Origin of the sequence: Luteimonas salinisoli (assembly GCF_013425525.1) — a bacterium.
Taxonomy (GTDB): Bacteria; Pseudomonadota; Gammaproteobacteria; order Xanthomonadales; family Xanthomonadaceae; genus Luteimonas; species Luteimonas salinisoli.
In genome coordinates this window covers 1-18,442 of sequence record NZ_JACCKA010000044.1, presented here as the reverse complement: position 1 = coordinate 18,442, position 18,442 = coordinate 1, and the positions used below count along the sequence as shown (strand labels likewise).

The following is an 18,442-nucleotide window of genomic DNA, read 5'->3' as shown; positions in this document are numbered from 1 at the left end:
CCGGCCGGATCAGCCCCGGCGCCAGTCCTCGCCGAACGCCTGCTGCAGGCCGCGATAGGCGGCGCGCTGCGCGTCGCTGTCCGCGCGCGGCGCCAGCACCTCCAGTTCGACGATCTGGTCTCCGGCGGCGCCCCCGCGCACGCCCGGCAGCCCGCGCCCGCGCAGGCGCAGCTTGCGTCCCGCTTCGGACCCGGCCGGGATCTTCAGCTCCACCGCCCCGCCCAGGGTCGGCACGCTGACGGTGGCCCCGAGCGCGGCCTCCCACGGCGCCACCGGCAGCACGTGGACGATATTGCCGCCGTCGACCTCGAACTGCGGATGGGCGGCGTACTCCACCTCGAGCAGCAGATCGCCCTGGCCGCCGGCGCCCTGGCCCTTGAGGCGAATCAGCTGGCCGGGCCGCACCCCCTTGGGGATGCGCACCTCGAGCGCCTTGCCGGCGACGCTGATGCGCAGCGCACGGCCCTCGTGCACCGCCTCGAGCGGTACCGCGAGCCGTGCCCGGGTGTCGCCACGCGGCGGCGCGCCGCGGCCGGGCTGCGCTCCGGCGCCCTGGCGGCGACCGAACAGCTCCTCGAAGAAATCGCTGAATCCGCCGCCGGCGCCGCCGCCGGCGAAGATCTCGTCGAAATCGACCCCACCGGGGCCGCCCTGGCCGAAGCCGCCGTGCGGCGGCTGCACCTCGTCCCCGGGGCGGTAGCCGCGCGCGCGCAACTGGTCGTAGGCGGCGCGCTTGGCGGGATCGCGCAGGGCCTCGTAGGCCTCGTTGATCGCCTTGAAGCGCTCCTCGGCGCCGGCCTCCTTGCTGACGTCGGGATGGTACTTGCGCGCCAGCCTGCGGTAGGCGGTCTTGAGTTCGGCGTCGCCCGCGCCCGGTTCGACGCCCAGGGTGTCGTAGTAGTCCTTGAACTGCATGGGAAGCCTTGCGCTTGGAATGGGCCGCTGGAGCGTGCCGATGGCGGATCGCCCTCGGCCCCCGAGGATCCCACAAACGTCACGGCCTGCAAGCGCGCCTGCAGGCCGTGACCGGGTATCGCTCCCGGGGCTCGCCGGCGATGCCGGCGCCGCCGTCACTGGGTAGCGGTGCCGCCGGGGCCAACCTGGATGCGGCGCGGGGTGGTCTCGGGCCGCTTCGGGATGCTGATCTCCAGCACGCCGTTGCTGCCGCTGGCGGTGATGCCCTCGGGATCGGCGCTGTCGGGCAGCGCGAAGCGGCGGTGGAAGCTGCCGCTGCGGCGCTCGATGCGAGAATAGCGCGCCTCCTCGCTGGCCGCGGAGCGGCGCTCGCCGCGGATGCTGAGGATGCCCTTGTCCATCAGCACCTCCACTTCCTGCGGATCGACCCCGGGCAGGTCGGCGTGGATCACGAAGCGGTTGCCCTCCTCCATGATGTCCACCCGCGGCACCCACTGGCTGGTGACCACGGAGGACTCGTCCTGCTCGTTGTCGTTGTCGAAGAACTGCTTGAAGACCTGGCGGATCTCGTCCTGCATCGCGGACTGGACCGGCCACTGCTGCGGATAGCGGACCACGTGTCTCATCGGATCTCTCCATCGTCGGTTGCACGGCCGTCGCGGCCGGATGCCCACCAACTGGGTGCGTGCCGGAGCCGTTTCAAGGACTTGGCGCGACCGTAACGCAGGCCCGCTAGACTGCATTCAGTCGACCTCCACAGGACCCTCCCGCAATGCCCATCAAGCCCGGCGACACCATCCCCGAAGTGGTGCTCAAGCACATCGACGGCGGCATCCAGGCCATCGACACACCGACCCTGTTCAACGACAAGAAGGTGGTGTTGTTCGCGGTGCCGGGAGCGTTCACGCCCACCTGCTCCGAGCGCCATCTGCCCGGCTTCGTCGAGCGCTTCGACGAGTTCCGGGCGCGCGGGATCGAGGTCGCCTGCCTGGCGGTCAACGACCCGTTCGTGATGAAGGCCTGGGGCGACAGCCTGCACGTGCCCGAGGGCCTGCGGATGCTGTCCGACGGCAACGGCGACCTGGCGCGGGCCCTCGGGCTGGAGATGGATGCCAGCGCCTACGGCATGGGCACCCGCGCCAAGCGCTTCGCCCTGTACGCCGAGGACGGCGTGGTCAGGAAGCTGTTCGTGGAGGCCCCGGGCGAGTTCAAGGTCTCCAGCGCCGAACACGTGCTGGCCAACCTGGACTGAACCGCGCACGGCGGTCGTGCCGGCCGGGCCGTCCGCCTCCTCAGCGCAGCACCCGGAAGCGCAGCCGCGCCCAGGCCCCGCTGTCGGCCAGCGCGGTCAGGGTGTGGGGCCCGGGATCGCCGAACTCGCGCAGCAGCGGCCGGGCGCCGCGGGTTTCGGCGATCCAACGGCCGTCGAGCAGCCACTGCACGCGCCCGTCGCTGCCCAGCGCACGCAGCGATAGCCTGGCGCCATGGGGACTGCCGGGCGCCCGCGCGAGCGTCGCACCGTCTTCGAGCCCGTCGATGCGCAGCGAGGCGAGCGCGTCGCGGCCGTCCGGTGCGCAGCCCGGCGCCAGCGCCGGCAGCGTCGAGGCGCGGCGCGCCGCGGCGGGCAACCAGGGCGACACCAGCGCCGGCCAGCGTGCGATCTCGGCTTCGCGGGCCTCGTGGCGCCCGCTGCAGGACGCCGAGAGCCGCAGTCCGGTGCCAGCGTCCACCATGAAGCGCTCGCGGCCGGCGCTCCACAGCCGCGCGTCCCGCTCGGCGAAGGTGGGCGGCACCGCGCCGTTGAGCGTCCAGGCCTGCAGGCGACGCTGGCACAGCACCGCGGACTGCGCCTCGGCCGCGGTCCCGAGCGGCCAGCAGACGTCGCGGCGCGCGACGCCGGCCGGCGGGGGCACCGGCGCGCCGCGCGCGCGCGGCAGGGTGTCGAAGACCTCGAACAGCAGCGGCAGTGCGGTGATCGCCCCGTACTGTCCCGGCAGCGGCGTACCGTCGGGACGGCCCACCCAGACGCCTACGGTGTGCTCGGCGGTGGCGCCCAGCGCCCAGGCGTCGCGGAAGCCGTAACTGGTGCCGGTCTTCCAGGCCACGCGCGGGCGGCCCCGGGCATCGAAGGTGTCGCCGCGCTCGCCGGGACGCGGATTGGCGGCGAGCACGCCGGCGACGATCCAGGCCGCGCCCGGCGAGACCAGCCGCCGCTCCAGCGGCGCCGCGTCCTCGCGGTAGCGCACGCGGCCGGCGATCCCGCCGCGTTGCAGCGCCGCGTGGGCGCCGACCAGGTCCTCGAGGGTGGCGCCGGTGCCGCCGAGGATCAGCGACAGGTTGGGCCTGGCGCCGCGCGGGAAGCGCAGGCCGATGCCGGCATTCTCCAGGCGCGCCGCGAACCGCGCCGGTCCGACCCGGTCGAGCAGATCCACCGCCGGCACGTTGAGCGACAGGCGCAGCGCGGTCGCCGCCGACACCGGACCGTTGAACGCGGCATCGAAGTTGCCGGGACGATAATCGCCGAACGCCTGCGGCGCATCCACCAGCAGGCTTTCCGAGTGGATCAGGCCGTCGTCCAGCGCCATCGCGTAGAGGAACGGCTTGAGCGTGGACCCTGGCGAGCGCCAGGCGCGGACCATGTCGACATGGCCGAGCCGGGCGCGATCGCCGAACGCCACCGAGCCGACGTAGGCACGCGCCTGCAGCGTGGCGTTGTCGACCACCAGCAGCGCCGCCGAAGTGCGCGGCGGCAGGCCGGAGAAGTATGCCGCCACGCGCTCCTCGAGCGCGCGCTGCAGGCCGGCGTCGACGGTGCTGACGATGCGCTCGCTGCGGGGCCGCTCGTCGCGCAGCCGCTGCGCCAGCAGCGCCGCGTGCATCGGCTGCTGCAGGCTGCGCGAGACCACCGGCTCGACGCGGGCATCGGCGACCGCGTCGTCCGACCATGCCCCGTGCGCGGCCATCCGCGCCAGCAGCTTGTCGCGGGCGGCGCGCGCGGCCTCCGGGTGGCGGTCCGGCCGCAGCCGGCTCGGCGCCTGCGGCAGCACCGCCAGCAGCGCCGCCTCGGCGCGCGACAGCCGCGATGCCGGCTTGCCCAGGTAGGCCCAGCTGGCGGTCTCGACGCCCTCGATGGTGCCGCCGAACGGCGCGCGCTCGAGGTACAGGGTGAGGATCTCGTGCTTGGACAGGCGCGCCTCCAACTGCAGCGCGCGCAGCATCTGCCGGAGCTTGGCGGACGGCGTGCGGGTACGGCCGTCCGCCGGAGGATCGAGGATCCGCGCCACCTGCATGGTCAGGGTCGAGCCGCCGGACACGATCCGCCCGCCGCGCGCCCACTGCATCGCCGCCCGCCCCAGGGCGACCGGATTGACGCCGGGGTGCAGCCGGAACCAGCGGTCTTCGTAGGTCAGAAGCGCCTCGAGGTACAGCGGCGAGACGCTGTCCGGGTCGGCGGGATGGCGCCAGACGCCCTCGGCGTCGGCGAAGGCGCGCAGCGGTGTACCGTCGCGCGCCACCACCAGGGTACTGGTGTCGCGCGCCCGCGGCAGCGGCGGGGGAAAGGCCAGGTCGAGCGCCAGCAACGCCAGCAGCGCGCAGGCAGTGCCCCAGCGCACCCAGGGCTGCAGGCGGCGCCACGCGCGCCGCCGTTCGGGGGCCGCCGCGACCGCGGACGGCCCAACGTCGCCCGCAGGTGCGCCCCTGCCGGGCTCGTGGCGCTGGCCGGAACGCAACGGCGGTCTCCCTCCTCCGCTACGGCTGCACCACGGTGAGCGTCTCCGGCACCGCGCGCCCGACCCCGCGCAACTGCGGGCGGTACATGTCCTCGACCAGCGGCGGCGGCACCGCGTAGGTGCCCGGCGTCACCGCCCGGACCAGGTAGAACACGCGCGCGGTGCGTCCCGAGTCGAGCTTGAGCGCGGCGACGTAGCGATCGTCGCGGTATTCCTCGTGGCGGATCTCCGCCGCCCCCGCGCGCTCCGACAGTTCCACCCCCTGCACCGTCACGCCCGACCACTGCGCGGCGTCGCCGAGGTTGAAGTTCTCGATCTCCAGACCAGAGGGCAGCAGGTCGGTGAGCAGCGCGTCGGGCATGGCGCGGTCGGCGGTGACGGCCACCGCGACGATCAGCGCCTCGCCCTCCTGCAACGGACCGGGGGTCCACGGCTTGCCGTCGGTGCGGTAGAGGCTGCGCTCGACCTTGAGGGAGCTGAAGTCCGGCTCCGGGGCGCGCCGCGGCACGCCCGCCACTTCCAGGCTGGCGTACATCGGCGGCTCGCCGCGCGGCTCGAAGCGCACACCGCGCGAGAGCGCGGCGAAGTCGAAGCCGCGGCCGAACACCCGGGTTGCGGCCACCGCCTCTTCGCTGTCGCCGGTCCGCAGCAGCCCCGACACCTGCCGCTGCTGATCGCTGGCCAGGGCCCGGCCCAGGCGCGCCAGGGCGATCTGCTCCTGGGTGCTCAGGTACATCCAGCGCTGGTTGCGGCGCGCATCGAGCTCGCGGCCGACGTCGACCGCACGCGCCACGTAGGCGGGACGGGCGGCGTCGCGCTCGGCGACCAGGGCGATCATCAACGCCGAATCGCGCAGCGCGCTGCCGTAGTCGGCCAGGTAGCGCGGCCGGCCGTCGTCCATGGCGAAGCCCTGGGCGATGGCGCGGTCGCCGCGCGCGATGTCGCCCTGCAGGCGCAGCGCCAGGCCCAGGTGCACCAGCGGCAGCGCGCTCAGGGTCCTGCCGCGGTCGTTGTCGTACAGCGCGCGCAGCGTGCCCAGCGGCGCCCGGCCCAGCCGCGCCAGCACGTAGCCGGCGTGCGCCTGGTAGGCGAACTTGAGGTGCTGGCGGTGATCCTGACCGTAGAACTCCTGGCCGCCGGCCAGCAGGTCCTCGTTGAGCCGCTCGAGCGCCTTCTGCAGCACCGTCTCCGGCACCGCGAAGCCGGCCTCGCGCGCCTCCAGCAGGAACTCGGCGATGTACGGGGTCAGCCCGGGGGCCACGCCGCCCTCGCCGCCCCACATCGAGAAGTGCCCGTTCGCGGCCTGCAGCGAGGCCAGGCGCCCGAACGCGCCCTCCACGAAGCGGCGGCGCTGCTCGGCATCGACGTCGCGGATGCCGAGCATCCGCACCGTCGCCGGGTCCAGCATCAGCGCGGCGTAACCGCGGCTGGTGGTCTGCTCGGCGCAGCCGTAGGGATAGTGCAGCGCGCCCTGCAGGGCGCTGGCGTAAGGGATCGGCGGCAGCGCGCTGACGGTCATCCGCGCCTGCACCGAGCCCGGCATCAGGCCTTCGGCCAGCGAAGCGTCCATCGTCACCGGGCCCAGGGGATCGAGGGCCCGCGTCTGCGCCCTGAGCACCGCCGGCCAGCCTGCGCGTACCGGCAGCTCGTAGCGGCGGTCCACCCGCTCGCCGTTGCCCTCCACGCGTACTCGCACCCGCGCCACCGCATAGTCGTTGCCGGCGGCCAGCGGGAAGCTCAGCGAGGCCTTGCCTTCCGCTGCCAGCTTGGCGGTGCGCGTTCCCTCGCCGATGCTCACCGGGCCCTCGCCGTCGACGCGCACGGAGAAGTCGCCGGCCTTGCCCGTGTAGTTGGTCAGGTCCAGCGTCACCGTGCTGCGGTCGCCTGGCGCCAGCACCCGCGGCATGCTCGCCTCGGCGACGATGGGCGCGCGCACCACCGTCTCCCGGTCGCGGCTGCCGTAGGCCCGCTCCGAGTACACCAGGGCCGAGACCCGCAGCGTGCCGTTGAAGTCGGGCACGTCGAGATCCACCCTGGCATTGCCGTCGGCGTCCAGCTTCACCGGTCCGGCGAACAGGTCCACGGTCTGCACCCGGGCGGTCGGGCGCCGCGCCTGCGGCAGCGCGTCGAGCGGCATGTCGCCGCCGAAGCGCAGGCGCGCGATGCCGCCCTCGTAGCTCTCGATCACCCGCCCGTAGACGTCATAGGCGTCGACCCCGAAGCGCCGCTGGGCGAAGAAATGCGCCAACGCGTCCGGCACCGGGAAGCGGGTGATGTTGAGGATGCCGACGTCCACCGCCGAGATCGTGGCCCAGGCCTCCTTCCCGGCGAGCTGCGGCGCACTCACGCTGACCCGCAGCGGCCGCTCCGGGCGCACCAGCTCCCGGACCGACAGGCCCACCGCCACGCGCCGGTCGCTGCGGTCGACCGGCACATGGGCGATACCCACCGCCCGCGCCGGCGTCACCTTGCTGGCGGCGCTTCCGCCGCGGAACACCAGCGCGGTCACGTAGACGTCGTGCCGCTCCCAGTCCTCGGTCACCGGGATCTCGAACTCGCTGCCCGGCTCGGCGTCGATGGCCTGCACGTACAGCAGCCTGTCGCTCTCGACCAGCAGCAGGCCCTTGCCGGGATGCGGCGGCGTCACCGTCACCTTCAGCGTGTCCCCGGCGCGGTAGCCGGTGCGGTCCAGTCCCAGCTTGACCTTGTCCGGGCGCGCATCGAGGCCGCGGTTCTGGTCGCCCCAGCTCCAGCCGGCGCGGAACGGGTAGCGCGTGGTCAGCTCGGTGCCGGGGTCGCGCACGTCGACGCGGTACTCGCCCCACTCCACCGGGAAGTCGATCCGCACCGCGGTGGCGCCGGCGTCGACGGTTCGGGTCTCGATCTTCTCGAAGCGGCGGGTGAAATCGTAGTCCCAGCCGCCGTCGGCGTCGTGGCGCCAATGGTAGTCGCGGTGCTCGCGCACCAGGGTGACCTCGAGGCCCTTCGCAGGGCGCGGCTCCCCAGAGGCGTCCACGCGCACCAGCTCGAAGCCGGCGCGGGCGTTGGCATCGGCGCCCTCGGCGTCGTCGAACAGCGGCCGCACCCCGACCAGCGCCTCGGCCGGCCACAGCACCCGCTTGAGGCTGCGGTTCACGCTGCGCCCGCCGCTCTCGTACAGGCTGCCGGTGACCAGCGCGGCGATCGGCGTGCTGGGCTTCGCCTCCTCGGGCAGGGCGATGTCGGTTTCCAGCACGCCGCCGGCGTCGAGTTCGGCGTCCACCACTTCCTTCGGCTCGCGCGGCAGCTGCACGGTCGGATCGCCGAAGAAGTGGTCCGGCAGCGATTCCACCGGATGCTGCTCCACCGCCACCGCCAGGGTGGCGGTGAAGCGGTTGCCCGACGCCGGCGCGCCGTAGAGGTAGGCGCCGGTGGCGCGCAGCCGCAGCGGCCGGCCGGGCGCCAGTCGCGGCTCGGCGGCGTCGAGGTCGAGCTTCATCCGCTCCGGCAGGAACTCCTCGATCCGCAGGGTCATGCCCTGCACGGCTTCGCGGCTGCCGGGATCGGTGCGGAACTCCACCTGCCAGCGGCCGGTGGGCGCGTCCACCGGGATCTCGCGTTCGAGCCGGTAATAGCCCTGCGGGCCGGCCTCGAGCCGGGTTTCGAACAGGGTCTTGCCGTCCGGCTGCTTCAGCCGTGCGAACAGCGGCTGCCCCTCGCCCTCCTTCGCCGGGACCGGCACGCCGTCGTGGTCGCGCAGCAGCGCCGAGATCCGCACCGTCTCGCCGGGGCGGTAGAGGTCGCGCCCGGACCAGGCGAAGACGTCGAACCAGGCCTGGCCGCGGCCGGCGACCGCGAATTCGGACAGGTCCAGCGCCGGCTGGTTGAACGGCAGCACGGAGACGTCGCTGCCGCGGCCGGCCACCAGCACGTGCGCCGCATCGAGGGCGTAGTCGAGCAGCGCGTTGCCGTTGCGGTCGGTCTCGCCGCGCAATACCGTCTCGCCGGCCTTGTCCAGCACCCGCAGCTCCACGCCGCCGACGGCGCCGCCGTTCTCGAGCGACGCGGTGTGCACGAACAGGCGGTCCTCGTACGCCCGCGCGTGCAGGCCGATGTCGCTGACGCTGAAGAATGCGGTCTCGAACTCGCCCTCGAACGATCCGGTGCGCTTCATCACCGCGAAGTACAGGCCCGGCTGCTGCAGTTCCTCGATGCCCTGCAGCGGCAGGTAGGTGAGCACGCGCTCGTTGCGCTCGCCGCCTAGGATGAAGCGATTGACGTACACGGGCTCGGCCAGCTGCGCCAGCGGGCGCTTGTCGCGGTAGTCGTTCTCCAGCTCCCAGCTGCCACGGCGCCCGCCGCGCTGGTACTGGGCGAAGAACGCGGGCAGCGCGCTGTCCCGGACGCGCAGGAACTCGACGTCCACCTCCGGCACGTTCAGCGACACCACCGGCAGGCCGCGGCTCTCGCGCGCCGGCAGCACGCTGCCCTGCGATGCGAAGCCGACCGCCGGCTCCAGGTCGCCGGTGTGGACGCGGCGCTCGAGGTCCTCGCCCAGCCGGGTGCCGTCGGCCGCGGTCAGCTCCGCGGAGATCCGCACGGTGTAGTCGCGATTGGCCTCGACGAACGGGAAGCGCAAGGTGCGGCCGTCCTCGTCCAGGCTCCAGCCGCTGTCGCCGTCCACCTTCTCGGCGAAAGTCACGAGGCTGTCGAAGTCCTGGGTGCCGACCAGCGGCTGCGAGAACTCCAGCGCGATCGCCAGACCGTCGCGGCGCTGGTCCGGCCACGCCCGCGCCAGCCCGAAGCCCTCGATCGTCTCGCGCTCGGCCCGGATCGCCTCGCCGCTCAGCGACGGCAGCTGGCCCGTCTCGTCGCGTCCGCAGCCGGCGAATGCCAGCACCGCGAGCAGCAGCAGGATCGACGCCCGGCAACGCCGCACCGTGTACGCAAGCCTGTGGATCATCGGGACGCCCCCTCCTGGAGTGGGACGAGTATAAACGCGCGTCGTGGCGCACACGGCAGCAAAGGCCGCGGGTGCGTCTGTGGGATCGGCGGTGATCCCCGGTTCCGGCCGACCTACGGCAGTAAGCGACTCCGGTTGCATCGACACCCACCGGCCATCCGACGGATGCTCTCCCGGAGTGACGGCGTGCCGTCAGAGCGCCTGCCGGGCACTCCGGTCACCAAGCGAGTATCGGGGAGCGACTGACCGGAGTGCCCGGTAGGCGCTCCCCCGCGACCGTGCGGAGAGAGTCACCAGAGACTCAGGCTTCCGGCCGCTGCTCCGGACCCGGCTGCTCCACGACGATCTCGGCCTCGTCGTCGAGCGAAGCGTCCACCCGCTCCACCGCCTGCAGATTCTCGTCGGCGGCCAGGCGCATCAAGGTCACGCCCTGGGTGTTCCGCCCCACCTGCGAGATCTCCGACGCGCGGGTCCGCACCAGCGTGCCGCCGTCGGAAATCAGCAGCACCTCGTGATGGTCGCTGAGCTGGATCGCACCGACCAGATGGCCGTTGCGCTCGCTGGTCTTGATGGCCAGCACGCCCTGGGTGCCGCGCCCCTTCTTCGGGTACTCCGCGACCGGCGTACGCTTGCCGAAGCCGCGTGCGCTGGCGGTGAGGATGTCGCCCTCGCCCTCGACCACGATCAGGCTGCAGACGCACTCGCCTTCGGCCAGGCGGATCCCGCGCACCCCGGCCGCGGTGCGGCCCATCGAACGCACCGACGCCTCGTCGAACCGCACCGCCTTGCCGTTCGAGGCGAACAGCATCACGTCGCGGCTGCCGTCGGTGATCGCCACGTCGACGAGCGCATCGCCCTCGTCCAGACGAATCGCGATCTTGCCGCGCTGAAGGCGATAGGCGAACTCGGTGAGCGGCGTCTTCTTCACCGTGCCGTTGCGCGTGGCGAAGAACACGAACCTGTCCTCGGCGTACTCGCGCACCGGCACCACCGCCTGCACCTGCTCGCCCTCCTCCAGCGCGATCCAGTTGACGATCGGCCGCCCGCGCGCGTTCGGACCGGCGTCGGGCAGCTGGTGCACCGGCAGCCAGAACACCCGCCCGGCGCTGGTGAAGGTCAACAGGGTGTCGTGGGTGTTGACCAGCCACAGCCGGTCGATGAAGTCCTCTTCCTTGGCGACCGCGGCCGAGCGGCCGCGGCCGCCGCGCTTCTGCGCGCGATAGGCGGTCACCGGCTGGCGCTTGGCGTAGCCTGCATGCGACAGCGTCACCACCACGTCCTCGGGCGCGATCAGGTCGAGGATGTCGAGGTCCTCCTCGCTGGCGCGGATCTCGCTGCGGCGCGCGTCGCCGAACTCCTCTTTGAGGTTGCGCAGCTCGGTGCGGATCACCTCCATCAGCACGTCGGGATCCTCGAGGATCTCGATCAGCCCGCGGATCGCCTCGAGCAGCTGCCGGTATTCCTCGGTCAGCTTCTCCTGCTCCAGGCCGGTCAGGCGGTGCAGACGCATCTCCAGGATCTGCTGCGCCTGGACCTCGGTGAGCTGGTAGCCGTCGTCCAGCAGGCCGACCCCGGCCGGCAGGTCCTCGGGCCGCGAGGCTTCGGCCCCCGCCGCTTCCAGCAGCGCGCCGACCAGCCCCGGCTGCCAGGTCCGGGCGAGCATCCGCTCCTTGGCGACCTGCGGATTCTCCGAGGTCTTGATCAGCTCGATCATCTCGTCGATATTGGCCAGCGCGACGGTCAGGCCCTCGAGGATGTGCGCGCGGTTGCGCGCCTTGCGCAGCTCGAAGATGGTCCTGCGCGTGACCACCTCGCGGCGGTGGCGCACGAACGCCTCGAGGATCTGCTTCAGGTTCAGCAGCTGCGGGCGGCCGTCGACCAGCGCCACCATGTTGATGCCGAACACCGATTCCAGCTGGGTCTGCTGGTAGAGATTGTTGAGCACCACCTCGGCCGAATCGCCGCGGCGGATCTCGATGTAGATGCGCATCCCGTCCTTGTCGGACTCGTCGCGTAGCTCGCTGATGCCCTCGAGCTTCTTTTCCTTCACCAGCTCGGCGATCTTCTCGATCAGCCGCGCCTTGTTGACCTGGTAGGGGATCTCGGTGACGGCGATCGCCTCGCGGCCGTTGTCGGCCACCTCGATCTCGGCGCGCGCGCGCATCCTCACCCGGCCGCGCCCCGTGCGATAGGCCAGGTGGATGCCGCCGACGCCGTTGATGATGCCCGCGGTCGGGAAATCCGGCCCGGGGATATGCTCCATCAGCCCCTCGATATCGATCTCGGGATCGTCGATAAGGGCGATGGTGGCGTCGACGACTTCCGACAGGTTGTGGGGCGGAACGTTGGTCGCCATGCCCACCGCGATGCCGGCCGAGCCGTTGACCAGCAGGTTGGGCACCCGCGCCGGCAGCACCGACGGCTCCTGCTCCTTCTCGTCGTAGTTGGGCTGGAAATCGACCGTCTCCTTGTCGATGTCCGCCATCAGCTCGTGCGACAGCCGCGACATCCGCGCCTCGGTGTAGCGCATCGCCGCGGCCGAATCGCCGTCGACCGAACCGAAGTTGCCCTGTCCGTCGATCAGCATGTAGCGCAGCGAGAACGGTTGCGCCATCCGCACCAGGGTGTCGTAGACCGCCGAGTCGCCGTGCGGATGGTATTTGCCGATCACGTCGCCGACGATACGCGCCGACTTGTAGTACGGCTTGTTGCTGTGCGCGCCGAGCTCGTTCATCGCGAACAGCACCCGACGGTGCACCGGCTTGAGGCCGTCGCGCACGTCCGGAAGCGCGCGGCCCACGATCACGCTCATGGCGTAATCGAGGTAGCTGCGGCGCATTTCGTCTTCGAGGTTGACGGGGATGATTTCTTTCGCGGAATCGACCATCTAGGGTGATTGCATCCTGGTTGGGCGGGGCCCGGCCACCGCCGCTCCGGCGGTCCCGAAGCGCGTGCCGCACTGCCCGCCGGCAACACGTTGAAAAAGACGTGAAATCATAGCACGAACGCGCCCTGCGCCCCAATCTTTTTGGACGCTAAAACAATGGGTTACGTGCGCCCCGCGCGAAATCCGGCGGTCTTTCGGGAAACCTCCGCCGCGCCCGTGGATCCCGCCTCGGGTGGACGCCGTCGCCGCGACCGCGAGGCGGGCCGGCGGGCCAGGATCGACGGCGCCGAGCCCCCTCCGGTCAGGCCCCGAACAGCGCCCGCATCGACGCCGCGTCCGGGCGCTCGACCACGCCTTTTTCGGTGACGATCGCGTCGATCAGCGCCGCGGGGGTGACGTCGAAGACCGGGTTCCAGGCCTGCACGCCCTCGGCCACGGTACGGCTGCCCGCCATGCCCAGCAGCTCGGCGGGGTCGCGCTCCTCGATCTCGATGGCCTCGCCCGACGGCGTGGCCATGTCCACGGTCGAGGACGGCGCCACCACCATCATCTGCTTGCCGTGGAAGCGCGCCGAGATCGCCAACTGGTAGGTGCCGATCTTGTTGGCGACGTCGCCGTTGGCGCAGATCCGGTCGGCGCCGACCACCACCCATTGCACCTGGCCGTTGCGCAGCAGGTGCGAGGCGGCGGCATCGGCGATGAGGGTCGCGTCGATACCGTCCTGCTGCAGCTCCCACACCGTCAGCCGCGAGCCCTGCATCCACGGCCGGGTCTCGTCGGCGAAGACCTTGCCGATCCGGCCCTGGGCCACGCCCGCACGGATCACCCCCAGCGCGGTGCCGAACCCGGCGGTGGCCAGCGACCCGGTGTTGCAATGGGTCAGCACCCCGGAGCCGGGCGCGATCAGCGCCGCGCCCAGCTCGCCCATGCGCCGGTTGGCCGCCAGGTCCTCGGTCTCGATGGCGCGCGCCTCGCGCTCGAGCGCCCCGCGCCAGTCGTCGCCGGCAAGCAGCAGGACCGCACGCATGCGCGCCAGCGCCCAGGCCAGATTGACCGCGGTGGGCCGCGCGGCATTGAGGCGCTGCAGCGCCGGCTCGAGCAGCGGCGCGGCGCCCGCGCCGTCCTTCGCCTCCACCGCCCGCGCGGCCAGCACCATGCCCCAGGCCGCGGCGATGCCGATGGCGGGCGCGCCGCGCACCACCAGATCGCGGATCGCGCCCGCCACGGCGTCGCTGTCCTCGCAGACGAGATAGTCCTGGGCGAACGGCAACCGGCGCTGGTCGAGCAGTTCCAGCGCCTGGCCCGTCCAGCGGATCGGGCGGATGCGGTCGTAGCGGGCGTAATCGATGGTCGCGGTCATCGCGCCAGTGTACCGGCGCACTGCTCAGCGCACCTCGAACTCCGCCGCGCAGCCGCCGTCCACCCAGACCCCGCCACGGTCCCAGCCCCAGTTCTGGCGCTGCACGCAGCGGGTACGCGAGAGCTGTCGCAGAAGCTTCACTTCGCTTCTCACGACGGCATTGCAGCGCCGGTGCCGGTTGCCCGCGGACTCGCAGCGCACCAGCGTCGGCGGTTGCGCGCCGGCGCCCGCCGCAGTGCCCGGGCCGAGCAGGAACTCGCCACGGCAGCCACGCGCCACCCAGACCCCGTGACCGTCGTAGCCCCAGGTGCTGCCCTGAACGCAGTCGACCGTCGACAGCTGCTGCGCCAGGCGCACGCCGCGGCTGGTGTCCGCCTGGCAGTAGTACCTTCGGTTGTCGCGTGATGCGCAGCGCAGCACGGTCGGCGCCTCGTTCGCCGCCCCGGCGGGCGGATCGGCCCCACCCGGCCAGATCGCGCAACCGCCGCAACCCAGCGCTACCGTCAGTACCGCCGCCGCTCGCAGGCCCTGCCTCATCGCCCCTCCCACGCAGTCCACTGCCGACAATCTACCCGGTCGTGGTGAAGGCCGGTCATGGCGAAGGAGCCGCGGCTGCGCCCGGCGGGACTCAGGCGCGCGCGAAGGCGAACGCCAGCACATCGGCGATCCGCGGGGTGCCGAGCATGGCCATCAGCAGCCGGTCGACGCCCAGCGCCACCCCGGCGCAGTCCGGCAGCCCGTGCTGCAATGCAGCAAGCAACCGCGCATCGAGCGCCGGCAGGGCGAGTCCGCGCGCCGCGCGCGCCTGCAGCTCGCGGCCGAAGCGCGCGCGCTGCTCGGCGGCGTCGGCCAGCTCGTAGTAGCCGTTGGCCAGTTCCAGGGGGCCGAGATACAGCTCGAAGCGCTCGGCGACCGGCATCGGATCGGCATCGCCATCGTCCGCGCGCACGCGCGCCAGCATGCACTGCGAAACGGGATAGTCGCGGACCACCAGGATGTCGTCCGGCGCGAGCCGCGGCTGGATGCGGTGGGTCATCAGCAGGTCGAGCCAGTCGTCGCGCCCCAGCCCCGCCGGGTCGATGGCGACATCGCCCAGCGCCGCCCGCAGTTCGTCGCTTCCGGCGCGCAACGGATCGATGCCCAGGCGTTCGCGATAGAGTTCGCGGTAGGTGCATCGCCGCACCGCGGCCTGGCGCCCCACCAGCGCCAGCGCGGCCTGCACCAAGGCCACCGTCTCGTCGATCAGGCGCAGATGGTCCCAGCCGGTGCGGTACCACTCGAGCATGGTGAACTCGGGGTTGTGGCGACCGCCCGCCTCGCCGTCGCGGAACACCCGGCCGAGCTCGTAGCAGTCGCCGACGCCTGCCGCGAGCAGGCGCTTGAGCGGATGCTCGGGCGAGGTCCGCAGCCAGCGCCGCGCCGCGCCGGCGTCCCGGTGGCCGCCGAAATCCAGCGCGAAGGACGCGATGTTCGGCTCGGTATTGCCGGCCTGGGAAAGCACCGGCGTTTCCACTTCCAGCACGCCGCGTCCTGCGAAGAACGCGCGGATCGCCGCGTTGACGCGGGCGCGCAGGCGCAGGACCTCCACCGCCGCGGAGGGCCGCCAATCGCCGGGGGCGGTCGTCCCGCTCACGAGAACGGCCGGTCAACCATGCCGATGCAGGAATTCCAACAGCCGCGCCTCGTCCCAGATCTCGACGCCGAGCTCTTCGGCCTTCGCCAGCTTCGAACCCGCCGACTCGCCGGCCACCACGAAGCTGGTCTTCTTCGACACGCTGCCCGCCGCCTTGGCGCCGAGCGCCTCCAGCCTGTCCTTCGCCTCGTCGCGGGCCATCGCCTGCAGCGTACCGGTGAGCACCACGGTCTTCCCGTCGAGCGGCCCGGCGCTGGCCGCACCGCCGGCCGGCATGCGCTCGAGCAGCGTGCGCTGCATCCGCGCCGAGGCCAGCAGGAGCCCGGCGTTGCCCTCCTGCGCGAGCCAGGCCACGAACGAATCCGCCGCCTCGCCGGGCAATCCGGCGGCCACCAGCTTGTGCGCCGGCGCCTTGCGCAGCGCCGCGGCGTCGGCAAACGCCCCCGCAAGCTGGCCGGCGCGCACCGCGGTGATCCTCGGAATCTCCAGGTCGACGAGCAGCATGGCCAGGTCCAGGCCATCGCGCAGCTTCGGCGAGGGCGAATGGACGTCGCCGATGCGAACCCCGCGCTCCAGCAGACCGTCGATCACCTGCTGGTTGCCGGGCTGGTCGAGGAAATGCCCGAGCGCGCGCGCCACCTCGCCGCCGATGTCGGGCACGCGCTTGAACAGCGGCCAGGGCGTGCGCCGGATCGTTTCCAGATCGCCGAACCAGGCGGCGAGCGCCTTCGCCGTGCTCTCGCCGACGTGCTGGATGCCGAGCGCGAACAGAAACCTCGCCAGGGTCGTCTCGCGGCTGCGGGCGATGGCCTCGACCAGGTTCTCCGCCCACTTCGTCGCCACCTTGCCGGCCTTCACCGTTTCCGGCGTGGTCCCATCCCGCTCGTCGGCGCGACGCTTCATTTCCAGCAGATCGTCGAGCCCGATGCGATACAGGTCGGCGACCGACTCCAGATAGCCGAAATCGACCAGGTCCTCGATGTAGCGCTCGCCCAGCCCGTCGATGTCCATCGCCCGCCGCGAGGCGAAGTGGCGGATCGCCTCCTTGCGCTGCGCCGGGCAGCTGAGCTCGCCGGAGCAGCGCCACACCGCCCCGCCCTCCTCGCGCACGATTTCCGCGCCGCAGACCGGACAGGCCGTCGGCATCTTCCAGGGCGGCGCCGAGGGCGGCCGGTGCTCGGGGATCACCGAGACCACCTCGGGAATGACGTCGCCGGCGCGGCGGACGATCACGGTGTCGCCCACGCGCACGTCCAGGCGCTCGATCTGGTCGGCGTTGTGCAGGGTGGCGTTGGTGACGTTGACCCCGGCCACCTGCACCTCGCGCAACCGCGCCACCGGCGTGGCGGCGCCGGTGCGGCCGATCTGGACGTCGATCGCCTCGACCACCGTCGACTGTTCCTGCGCCGGATACTTGTGCGCCAGCGCCCAGCGCGGCGCGCGCGAGACGAAGCCCATCTCCCGCTGGCCGCGCACGTCGTCGAGCTTGTACACCACTCCGTCGATGTCGAAGGGCAGCGCATCGCGTCGCGCACCGATGCGGTGGTAGTAGTCGAGCAAGCCGTCGGCGCCCGCGACCACCTCGGTCAGCGCACTGACCGGGAAACCCCATTCGCGCAGGCGCTCGAGCACCCCGGAATGGGTCTCCGGCAGTTCCCTGCCCTCCACCAGCCCGGCGCCGTAGGCGAACAGACTCAGCGGGCGCTGCGCGGTGACGCGCGAATCGAGCTGGCGCAGCGAGCCGGCGGCGCCGTTTCGCGGATTGGCAAGTACCTTGCCGCCGGACTCGCGGGCACGGGCGTTGTACGCCTCGAAGTCGGCGCGCGGCATGTAGACCTCGCCCCGGACCTCGAGCACGCGCGGCCAGCCCTTGCCGCGCAGCTTCAGCGGGATCGCCTTCACCGTGCGCAGGTTGGCGGTCACGTCCTCGCCGGTGGCGCCGTCGCCGCGGGTGGCGCCCTGGACGAAGGCGCCGTCCTCGTAGCGCAGGCTGATCGCCAGGCCGTCGAGTTTCGGTTCGGCCGAGAACACCGGCGCATCGCGCTCCAGGCGCTCGGCGATGCGACGCACGAAATCGCGCACCTCCTGCTCCTCGAAGGCGTTGCCCAGCGACAGCATCGGCACGGCGTGGCGCACCTCGGCGAACTTCGCCGAGGGTGCGGCACCGACCCTGTGCGTGGGCGAGTCGTCGCTGGCGAGCTCCGGATGTTCCGCCTCGAGCGCTTCGAGTTCGCGCATCAGCGCGTCGTACTCGGCGTCGGGAATGCGCGGCTCGTCGAGCACGTGATAGCGGTAGTTGGCGTCGTCGATCAGGCGGCGCAGTTCGGCGACGCGGGCGGCGGGCTTGCTGGGCATCGGCGGATTCTAACCGCCCGGCTACATGGTGCGACGTGGGCCCGTGAGGACTGCGATTCGCGGGCTTCGGAGCCAGCGGCGCCCGGGCCGGGGAATGCTCCGCGGCTCGGTCGGGCCATCCATGGCCCGACTCGCCGTCGCAGGCCATCCATGGCCTGCTCTCCGCATTTCCCCGGCCCGGGCGCCGCACCGGTCATTTCCTTTTGGATGCTCGGTAGCGAGTCCCTCCGAAGCCCAACAAACGTTCAAGCGGGAGACGCGCCGGGGGTGCTGCGGAGAGCAGACCATGGATGGTCTGCGGCCCTGAGTCCGGCCATGGATGGCCGGACCGAAGGGCGGAGCAACACCCCCGGCGCGGCTCACGCCCCGCACAGTCGACCGAAGGCGCTCTTCTTCTGCCAAAAGCGGCTATTCACTAGCGCCGCCCCGTGGCGACGGTGAAACATCCCCGCAACGAATGGAACTGCCTGGCGCGGCCGGACCGAAGGGCGGAGCAACACCCCCGGCGCGGCTCCCGCCCCGCGCAGTCGACCGAAGGCGCTCTTCTTCTGCCAAAAGCGGCTATTCACTAGCGCCGCCCCGTGGCGACGGTGAAACATCCCCGCAACGAATGGAACTG

At 72.2% G+C, this 18,442-nt stretch carries 10 protein-coding genes; 1 reads left to right on the top strand and 9 read right to left on the bottom strand.

The annotated features are described in order from the left end of the window. Positions 1–9: 9 nt before the first annotated feature. Together H0E84_RS06020 and H0E84_RS06015 are read right to left on the bottom strand one after the other, a co-directional pair. Positions 10–915 carry a DnaJ C-terminal domain-containing protein gene (locus H0E84_RS06020; protein WP_180677734.1) on the bottom strand — a complete coding sequence of 302 codons (906 nt, stop codon included), beginning with the start codon at positions 913–915 and terminating at the stop codon, positions 10–12. 155 nt (positions 916–1,070) lie between these two features. Then, on the bottom strand, positions 1,071–1,541 hold the full coding sequence (locus tag H0E84_RS06015) for an Hsp20/alpha crystallin family protein (protein WP_180677733.1): 471 nt from the start codon (positions 1,539–1,541) through the stop codon (positions 1,071–1,073). 146 nt (positions 1,542–1,687) lie between these two features. Here H0E84_RS06015 and H0E84_RS06010 point away from each other — a divergent pair, with 146 nt between their 5' ends. Continuing rightward, positions 1,688–2,167 carry a peroxiredoxin gene (locus H0E84_RS06010; protein ID WP_180677732.1) on the top strand — a complete coding sequence of 160 codons (480 nt, stop codon included), beginning with the start codon at positions 1,688–1,690 and terminating at the stop codon, positions 2,165–2,167. A gap of 40 nt (positions 2,168–2,207) precedes the next feature. Here the strand turns inward: H0E84_RS06010 and pbpC are convergent, their stop codons facing one another. From pbpC to ligA, 7 genes are all read right to left on the bottom strand, one after another. Next, positions 2,208–4,541, bottom strand: a complete 2,334-nt coding sequence (pbpC, locus tag H0E84_RS06005; RefSeq protein WP_257644098.1) for a penicillin-binding protein 1C — start codon at positions 4,539–4,541, stop codon at positions 2,208–2,210. Between the two features lie 124 nt (positions 4,542–4,665). After that, entirely contained in the window at positions 4,666–9,588 is a 4,923-nt protein-coding gene (locus H0E84_RS06000) for an alpha-2-macroglobulin family protein (RefSeq protein ID WP_180677730.1), read from the bottom strand. A gap of 301 nt (positions 9,589–9,889) precedes the next feature. Further along, on the bottom strand, positions 9,890–12,475 hold the full coding sequence (gene gyrA / locus H0E84_RS05995) for a DNA gyrase subunit A (RefSeq protein ID WP_180677729.1): 2,586 nt from the start codon (positions 12,473–12,475) through the stop codon (positions 9,890–9,892). 301 nt (positions 12,476–12,776) lie between these two features. Continuing rightward, a complete protein-coding gene (gene mtnA, locus H0E84_RS05990) occupies positions 12,777–13,835 on the bottom strand; it encodes an S-methyl-5-thioribose-1-phosphate isomerase (RefSeq protein ID WP_180677728.1) in 1,059 nt (352 codons plus the stop codon). A gap of 24 nt (positions 13,836–13,859) precedes the next feature. Further along, positions 13,860–14,372, bottom strand: coding sequence for a DUF3011 domain-containing protein (locus H0E84_RS05985; RefSeq protein WP_180677727.1), 513 nt, complete (start codon positions 14,370–14,372; stop codon positions 13,860–13,862). Positions 14,373–14,463: 91 nt separating this feature from the next. Next, the gene (epmA, locus tag H0E84_RS05980; protein ID WP_180677726.1) at positions 14,464–15,468 is read right to left on the bottom strand and encodes an EF-P lysine aminoacylase EpmA; all 1,005 of its coding nucleotides are present in this window, start codon (positions 15,466–15,468) and stop codon (positions 14,464–14,466) included. 12 nt (positions 15,469–15,480) lie between these two features. Continuing rightward, positions 15,481–17,823: an NAD-dependent DNA ligase LigA gene (ligA, locus tag H0E84_RS05975; protein ID WP_180677725.1), complete on the bottom strand. Its 2,343-nt coding sequence runs from the start codon at positions 17,821–17,823 to the stop codon at positions 15,481–15,483. Positions 17,824–18,442 lie beyond the last annotated feature (619 nt).

Coding starts and splice junctions, on each gene's coding strand:
- ligA (WP_180677725.1), bottom strand. CDS start 17,823: ATGCCCAGCAAGCCCGCCGCCCGCGTCGCCGAACTGCGCCGCCTGATC.
- H0E84_RS06020 (WP_180677734.1), bottom strand. CDS start 915: ATGCAGTTCAAGGACTACTACGACACCCTGGGCGTCGAACCGGGCGCG.
- H0E84_RS05985 (WP_180677727.1), bottom strand. CDS start 14,372: ATGAGGCAGGGCCTGCGAGCGGCGGCGGTACTGACGGTAGCGCTGGGT.
- gyrA (WP_180677729.1), bottom strand. CDS start 12,475: ATGGTCGATTCCGCGAAAGAAATCATCCCCGTCAACCTCGAAGACGAA.
- mtnA (WP_180677728.1), bottom strand. CDS start 13,835: ATGACCGCGACCATCGATTACGCCCGCTACGACCGCATCCGCCCGATC.
- H0E84_RS06010 (WP_180677732.1), top strand. CDS start 1,688: ATGCCCATCAAGCCCGGCGACACCATCCCCGAAGTGGTGCTCAAGCAC.
- H0E84_RS06000 (WP_180677730.1), bottom strand. CDS start 9,588: ATGATCCACAGGCTTGCGTACACGGTGCGGCGTTGCCGGGCGTCGATC.
- H0E84_RS06015 (WP_180677733.1), bottom strand. CDS start 1,541: ATGAGACACGTGGTCCGCTATCCGCAGCAGTGGCCGGTCCAGTCCGCG.